Genomic DNA, 7,320 nt, shown 5'->3' with positions numbered 1-7,320 from the left:
CGTTGCTGGCGGCTCGGTCTCCTGCGAGGGCATCGATTTCGTCGAAGAGGTAGACCCCTTTGGTCTCGACGAGCGCGTCGAAGATCAACCGGAGTTTCGCGGCGGTTTCACCCATGAACTTGGTAATGATGGTGTCTAGGCGGATCGCGAACAAGGGCAATCGCAGCTCACCGGCGATCACTCTGGCCGTCGAGGTTTTCCCTGTACCCGGTGGGCCGACGAGAAGCAGTCTGCGCACGGGCGTAAGGCCATGCCGGGCAAGATCATTCCGGCGACGTTGTTCGAGAAGAACATGCTGCAAACTGTTGGACACCTCACCGGACAGAGCCAGATCGGCCATACGCGCATCTGGGTACGTCACAGAGAGCAGGGACGCCAGCTCCCCACGGGGCTGCGAGACCGGCACGACTGAGGCTATACGCGCGGAGGAGACACTCTGTTTGCGTAGATCGTCGACCAGGTCGCGAAGTTCCTGGGAGAACTTTTCCTGACCCGCCCGGGCGGCTTTCGCAGCTACCTGCATCGCCACGGAGTAGAACTGGGGATCGTCACCGTCGGCGTGGCTCTTTACGAGAGCCTTGAGCTGGTCGTTCGTAGCCATCGGCCCTCCTTCAGCGCTCGATATGTCCGGGATCCTGCACATGCAGGAATATGCGAATCATATCTCTGACCACGATCTGCCCCGACAGGCGCGCTCGAATCAACCACTTCCACCATAGGTTTCCACCAAATGACGGCACACAAACCGGGACAAGCCAGGCAAGATTAGCGTGGAGGGAATTTTCCTGGCACATTTTCGCGTTCGGATTCGATCAGCGCGTCCTGGCCGGCGACGCTCGCGATGACGAATACCGAGGTGCCTTGGGCTGCGCTTTGACGCGTCAAACACATTTGACGGCCTCCCTTCCTTCAGGGGATTCGACGTCACCACAGGTCAACGCTACATTCGGCAGAACAGTCGTTGGTCGGACGACCCGCCGCAGCCCTGCCAGCCGGTATCGGCGGCCCCGTACACTTGCCCGTGCCCGCACGCCAAACCCCAGCGCCAACCACGACCAGGCGCTGCCGTCCCTGGCCAGCGATGACACCTCAGCGGCTCCGCACCTCATCACGACGGCGGCCCGCACCGGAACGGACATACTGCGGATCCACACTGTCCTCACACCATTCGACGTCCGGCCGAGCAGTGGTTCCCCGCGGCGGCCGGGTTCGCCGTCACGGTCATCGTGCACACCGTCGACGCGGCGACCGGCCGGCCACGCTATCTGCCGCCCACAGAACCCGCCGACTGGGCGCGTGCGATCTTCTCGACCGTCGACACCCCACACGGGTATCCCCTCGGCGCCGTCGACCCGGACACCGGAACCCACCGAAGCGGACAGCTCGCATATCGTCTCTACCTCGACACCGACCACCAGGCGATCCCGGTGCCTCGGCAGGTCGTCACCTGCCCGCACTATCTGCTATCCGCCACAGACCGGGGTGCCAGGCAGACCCGTCACTCGTAGATGAATGCGGATTCGGCAGGACGAGTTGGTTACGTGACCTTGACGCTCCCAGTGAAGAAGAACGGGGCCATATTTCCGAAGCAGAAGACCGTCACGTTGGATCCCGACGCGAAACCGCCTATCTTTCCGACGCCGGCTTTCAGTCCGAAATTCGAGTCGAGTGAAAAGCAATTCCAGCTCTCCCCCGCCGGTACCGCAATGCTGATCTCGCCTTTGCCTCCCGCGGTGACAGTGGGTGCGGCTGTTGCGGTGCCGGCTCCCACGAGCATCACGGGGGCGATGACGGCTGAGGCAACAGCTGTGCGCAACGCGAACTTGTTCATCGTGCTCACCTTCGATTCTGAAAAGTCCCGACTCGGATAGGGCACGGTGACGCCGGCCTCACCAGGGAAGCCGCGAGCGCGTGCACCGCTTACTTCGCATATCGCAGCGACACTCGAAAAGTTTCACCAAATACGGAGAATCTTCTCGAATTCGAGCGCTTGAACAACCGCCCAATTCAATTGGACAATTGATCCACTCCGGCTGTTTCTGGTTGACAAGATGATATCGGTGACGGCGTCGGAACCTGTGTTCACCATTGCGGCTGGCGATGCGTCCGAGGCCCATGTGCTGCGCACTTCTACCTTTCCGGTTCTGGTCACGACGGCAGGAGGCGCCGCGAGCGCCGATCGGTCAGGCGTGGGAGTCGACGGGCAGGTCCGCGAGGCGCCACTCGAGCATGCCGTCGGCAAGGCGCACCGCGGGCCGGCCGTGGTCGGTCAGCAACCGGACCGCCTCGTGGGCGAACACGCAGTAGGAGCCGCGGCAGTAGGCGACGATCTCCTCGTCGGCGGGCAGGTCCGCGAGACGACCGGCGAGCTCGTCGATGGGAATGGAGATCGCGCCCGGGATGTGCCCGGCGGCGTATTCCTCCCGGGGCCGCACGTCGAGCACCGTCACCTTCCCGGACCGGGCCCGCTCGAGCAGCTCGCCGCGGCTCACCTGATCGGTGTCCGGACCCAGGTAGGCGGCGCGGGCGGCCTCGACGTCGGGAAGGTGCTCGCTGGCGACCGTGCGGACCATCGCGAACAGCCGCGCCACATCCGCACCGGCGAGCCGGTAGAACACCTTCGTGCCCTCGCGGCGGGTGGCCACCAGATTGGCCTGCTTGAGGGTCTGCAGATGCGCGGACGCCGTGGTCAACCCCAGCTCGCACGCGCGGGCGAGTGCATCGACGGTGCGCTCCCCCTGGGCGAGCAGATCCAGCAACTCGAGCCGCTTGCCGCTACCGAGGGCCTTCCCCACCCGGGCGAACTGATCGAACAATTCCGTCTTCGCGATCCGATCACCCATAGCATTCTCCAATCATCTTTGGAATAGTGTAGAACATGGAGTCGGGGCATTCCCCCGCACTGCCCGACACGGTCGACACAGGAGAAGACGCCATGGCCGGAATCGATCTGGTACCGCTCGTCGACGAAGGACTCGGCAACTCCGCCTACCTCGTGGATCTCGGCGACGGCCGCGCGTTGGTGGTCGACGTCAGCCGGGACCTGCGCGCGGTCCATGCCGCCGCCGCCCGCCGCGGGCTCACCGTCGCGTTCGCCGCCGACACCCACCTGCACGCCGACTTCCTCTCCGGCGCCCACCAACTCGCCGCCACCGCAGGGACGCGGGTGCTGGCCTCGGCGGCCGGGCACCGCGAATTCACCCACACCGGGCTCCGCGACGGCGACGAAGTCGACCTCGGCGGGCTGCGGCTGCGGGGCCTGACGACCCCCGGGCACACCCACGAGCACCTGTCGTTCCTGCTCCTCGACGGCGACACCGAGGTCGGGGTGTTCACCGGCGGATCCCTGATCGTGGGTTCGGCCGCCCGCACCGACCTGCTCGGCCCCGATCGCACCGAAGCCCTGGCCCGCGAGCAGTACGCCTCGCTCCGCCGGCTCGCCGCGCTGCCCGGCGAGGTGGCGGTCTGGCCGACGCACGGCGCCGGGTCGTTCTGCTCGGCTCCGCCCGGCGCCGAGCGCACCAGCACCATCGCCCGCGAACGCGCCACCAACCCGCTGCTCGGAGCACCCGACGAGGACACCTTCGTCGCCCAACTCCTCGCTTCACTGGGCAGCTACCCGCCGTATTTCCTGCGGCTCGGCGAGCTCAACCGCCGCGGACCTGCGCTGCTCGACCACGATCCCACCCTGCCCGCACTCGGCGTCGACACCGTCCGGGCCCGGCTCGCCGACGAAGCCGCCCTCGTCGACGTGCGGCCGCTGGCCCAGTTCGCCGCCGCCCACATCCCCGGCGCGCTGTCGATCCCGCTGCGGCCGGTGTTCGCCAGCTGGCTGGGCTGGCTCGCCCCGGCCGACCGGCCCCTGATCATCGTCCGCGACGCCGATCAGGATCCGGACGAAATCGTCTGGCAGGCAGCGAAGATCGGGTACGACAACCTGCTCGGAGAACTGGCCGGCGGACTCGACGCCTGGACGGCCGCCGAACAGGACGTGGCCACCACCGAACTGACCGGCCCGGACCGGCTCACCGGCCGGCGGATCCTCGACATCCGCCAGCGCCCCGAATACCTCGCCGGGCACCTGCCCGGCGCCGTCCACATCGAACTCGGCGCCCTCGCCGACCGCGCCGACGACCTGCCCCGCGAACCGACCGTGGTGATGTGCGGGCACGGCGAACGCGCCATGGGCGCGGCGAGCCTGCTCGAACGGGCCGGTCACCGGAATCTGACCGTGCTCGAGGGCGGCCCCGGCGACTGGGCCCGGGCCACCGGCCGGAAGCTGGAGACAGGCCATGAGCACTACCGCGCCCGGCCCCCGGCTGGGACTTCGGGCCAATCTCGCTCAGTTCCTGCTGCTGGTGACCGTCAACGCCCTCGTCGGCGGCATGGTCGGCCAGGAACAGACGGTGCTGCCCCTGCTGGCCGACGAAGAGTTCCATCTCACCGGTTACACGTTCCTGCTGACCTACGTGTTGGCCTTCGGCATCACCAAGGCCGCCACCAACTACTTCGCGGGCACCCTGTCCGACCGGTACGGACGCAAACCCGTCCTCCTCATTGGCTGGCTGATCGCGATTCCGGTTCCGCTGCTGCTGATCTGGGCTCCCTCCTGGGGGTGGGTGGTCGCCGCGAACGTGCTCCTCGGCATCAACCAGGGACTGACCTGGTCGACCACCGTCATCATGAAGATCGACCTGGTCGGACCCCGACAACGCGGACTGGCCATGGGATTCAACGAGGCCGCCGGCTACGGCGCGGTCGCCGTCACCGCCGTGCTCGCCGGCTACCTCGCCTCCCGATACGGCCTCCGGCCGGCCCCGTTCCTGCTCGGCCTGTCCTACGCCGTCATCGGCCTGGCCCTGTCCGCCTTCTTCATCCGGGAAACCCGCAACTTCGCGCACCTGGAAGCGGCCCAGCACACCACCACCTCGCCGGGCACCACCGGCGACGCCGATCTGACCAACCGGCAGATCTTCACCCGCACCAGCCTCACCGAACCCGCCCTGTCCTCGGCCAGCCAGGCCGGGCTGGTCAACAACCTCAACTTCGGCCTGTCCTGGGGGCTGTTCCCGATCCTGTTCGCCACCACCGGCATGTCGATCGCCCGCATCGGCATCCTCGTCGCCGTCTACCCCGCGGTCTGGGGTCTCGGCCAGATCGCCACCGGCGCCCTCTCGGACCGGTGGGGCCGCAAGCACCTCATCACCGCCGGCATGCTCACCCAGGCCGCCGCCCTCGCACTGATCGCCACCGGCGGCACCTTCGCGTGGTGGGCGGCGGCGAGCGCCCTGCTCGGGGCCGGCACCGCGATGGTCTACCCCACCCTGCTCGCTGCCATCGGCGATGTCGCCCACCCCCTCTGGCGGGCCCGGGCCGTCGGGGTCTACCGACTCTGGCGCGACAGCGGCTACGCCGCCGGCGCGATCGTCGGCGGCGTCGTCGCCGACCTGTGGGGCCTGCGCGCCGCGATCTGGGCCGCCGCCGCGATCACCGTCATCTCCGGGCTCGTCGTCGCCGTCCGCATGTACGAAACCCACACCCCCACCCCGGAACCGACCACACCCACCCCCGGGCAAACAGCCAACTGAGCACCAGCACCCGCATCCACCACCCCTTCGCACATCTGCTCCCCGAGTGGGTCACGGACCGCGCCGGAATAGCGCACCGGCGTCCAGAAGCTGTGAACGTCTTCGATGTCGAAACCGCAACAGGTGTGGACGAGCCGAACGATTCTGTCGGTGTTCTCCTGGGGTGACCGCGACGGGGCCGGGCACCAAACCTTCCAAATCACAGGAGCATCGTGGGCGCGCGCGAAGTGAGCCGGGCGTTGTCTTCGCGGGGTTCACCGTCGCCGAAGGGGGTGACTGATCGTGTGTATGACTTCTGAAAGCCCCCGGGATTGCAGGACATTTCTTGACAACCACGCTAGGTAAGCGAAGACTTACCGTTCGTAGACACTTACCAAGCTGGAGACGAATGGGGCGCGCTCGCTGATCGAACGAGGCGCACGATCCTCGAGCGCCTGGCCGAGGGACCATGCGCGGTCGGCGAACTCGCCCGCGAGCTGCCGATCAGCCGACCAGCGGTCTCGCAACACCTGAAGGTGCTCAAAGACGCCGGGCTGGTCCGCGACCGGGCCGCCGGCACGCGCCGCATCTATCACCTCGACCCGGCCGGGATCAGCGCGCTGCGCGCGCAGCTCGACCGGTTCTGGGCACAGGCCCTGACCGCCTACCAGGACGCGGTCGATCAACCCGCAGGAGAGGTCATGACACAAACACACGCCGAGCCGGTGCAACGGCAGATCGTGGTGAACGCAGGGCTCGAGCGCGCGTTCGCACTGTTCGTCGAGCGATTCGATGCGATCAAGCCGCGTGAGCACAACATCATGGCGGTTCCGATCGCCGAGACCGTGTTCGAGCCCCGAGTCGGCGGCCACATCTACGACCGCGGTGTGGACGGCAGTGAATGCCGGTGGGCGCGGGTGCTGGTCTACGAGCCGCCGAACCGGGTGCTGTTCAGTTGGGACATCAACGGGCGCTGGCAGATCGAGACCGACCCCGCCAAGACCAGCGAGGTGGAGGTCCGGTTCATCGCCGAATCCGCCGATCGGACCCGGGTCGAACTCGAGCATCGCAACCTCGAACGCCACGGAGAGGGTTGGGAAGCCGTCCGCGACGGAGTCGGGCACGACGCCGGGTGGCCGCTCTACCTGCAGCGCTACATCGACGCCGTCGAAAACGAACAGCCCTGATGGCGCCGATGGGTCGACACATGCCCGAGCTGTGCCATCAGCGCCTGTAGAGACACTCCGGCGTTGAAACTGGCGAACGGCACTATTCGACATCGACGAACGCTGGCCTTGGGTCCGCTCATCGGGTCGTTGCCTTTGGTGTTGATGGTGGGCCGGTGCGGGTTCGGGCGATCTCCGCGGCGTAGCGGGACCAGTCCCCGCCGGCGGCGTGGGTCCAGCCTGCTGCGGCGGCGGTAGCGATGCCCAGTAGGTCGGCGAGGACAGCTGCCGGGGACGGCGGTTACGTCATCCACCCGATCGTGCTGCCGAGGTCGGCGGGCAGGTTTGAGTAGTCACGATGCTCCTCGAGTTCTGTCCGTCTTCTGTCGTCGTCCGAACGCCCTGTGTCGTCTTCCGGGCCAGGAAGGCACCACCGCGCAAGTAGCGATCCGTCACCTCGGGACACTTCGTGTTGAGCGATGCCGCTCGCACCGAGTGGAGTCGATCCCCTGAACATGGGGATCGACCCCTCACCGCCGAAGGCGAGGAGTCGATCATGGCCCGTTGGGTCAGAGTCCGACGCCCCC

5 protein-coding genes and 3 pseudogenes are annotated in these 7,320 nt (G+C 67.2%); 5 read left to right on the top strand and 3 right to left on the bottom strand.

All coding sequences use genetic code 11. From position 1 onward, the window contains the following. On the bottom strand, positions 1-601 hold a 601-nt coding region (locus JWS13_RS03755; protein WP_206004528.1), incomplete at its 3' end, for an ATP-binding protein. Between the two features lie 461 nt (positions 602-1,062). Between JWS13_RS03755 and JWS13_RS03750 the strand changes: the two are divergent. Further along, positions 1,063-1,508, top strand: a pseudogene (locus tag JWS13_RS03750) (N-formylglutamate amidohydrolase). 29 nt (positions 1,509-1,537) lie between these two features. Here the strand turns inward: JWS13_RS03750 and JWS13_RS03745 are convergent. Together JWS13_RS03745 and JWS13_RS03740 are read right to left on the bottom strand one after the other, a co-directional pair. After that, on the bottom strand, positions 1,538-1,831 hold the full coding sequence (locus JWS13_RS03745) for a hypothetical protein (protein ID WP_206004527.1): 294 nt from the start codon (positions 1,829-1,831) through the stop codon (positions 1,538-1,540). Between the two features lie 352 nt (positions 1,832-2,183). After that, complete coding sequence (locus JWS13_RS03740) at positions 2,184-2,843, bottom strand: ArsR/SmtB family transcription factor (RefSeq protein WP_206004526.1); 660 nt, start codon at positions 2,841-2,843, stop codon at positions 2,184-2,186. A gap of 92 nt (positions 2,844-2,935) precedes the next feature. On the opposite strand from JWS13_RS03740, the pseudogene JWS13_RS03735 reads away from it, so the two are divergent. From JWS13_RS03735 to JWS13_RS03720, 4 genes and pseudogenes are all read left to right on the top strand, one after another. Further along, positions 2,936-4,291: pseudogene (locus JWS13_RS03735) on the top strand (MBL fold metallo-hydrolase); the annotation flags it as partial. Between the two features lies 1 nt (position 4,292). Beyond that, on the top strand, positions 4,293-5,588 hold the full coding sequence (locus tag JWS13_RS03730; RefSeq protein ID WP_206004525.1) for an MFS transporter: 1,296 nt from the start codon (positions 4,293-4,295) through the stop codon (positions 5,586-5,588). A gap of 362 nt (positions 5,589-5,950) precedes the next feature. Then, positions 5,951-6,268 (top strand): annotated as a pseudogene (locus JWS13_RS03725) (ArsR/SmtB family transcription factor); the annotation flags it as partial. Next, the gene (locus tag JWS13_RS03720) at positions 6,269-6,754 is read left to right on the top strand and encodes an SRPBCC family protein (protein ID WP_206004558.1); all 486 of its coding nucleotides are present in this window, start codon (positions 6,269-6,271) and stop codon (positions 6,752-6,754) included. Positions 6,755-7,320: the final 566 nt, after the last annotated feature.

Origin of the sequence: Rhodococcus pseudokoreensis, assembly GCF_017068395.1 — a bacterium.
In the GTDB taxonomy this organism is placed as follows: Bacteria; Actinomycetota; Actinomycetes; order Mycobacteriales; family Mycobacteriaceae; genus Rhodococcus_F; species Rhodococcus_F pseudokoreensis.
This window is presented reverse-complemented; position numbering and strand designations above follow the sequence as displayed.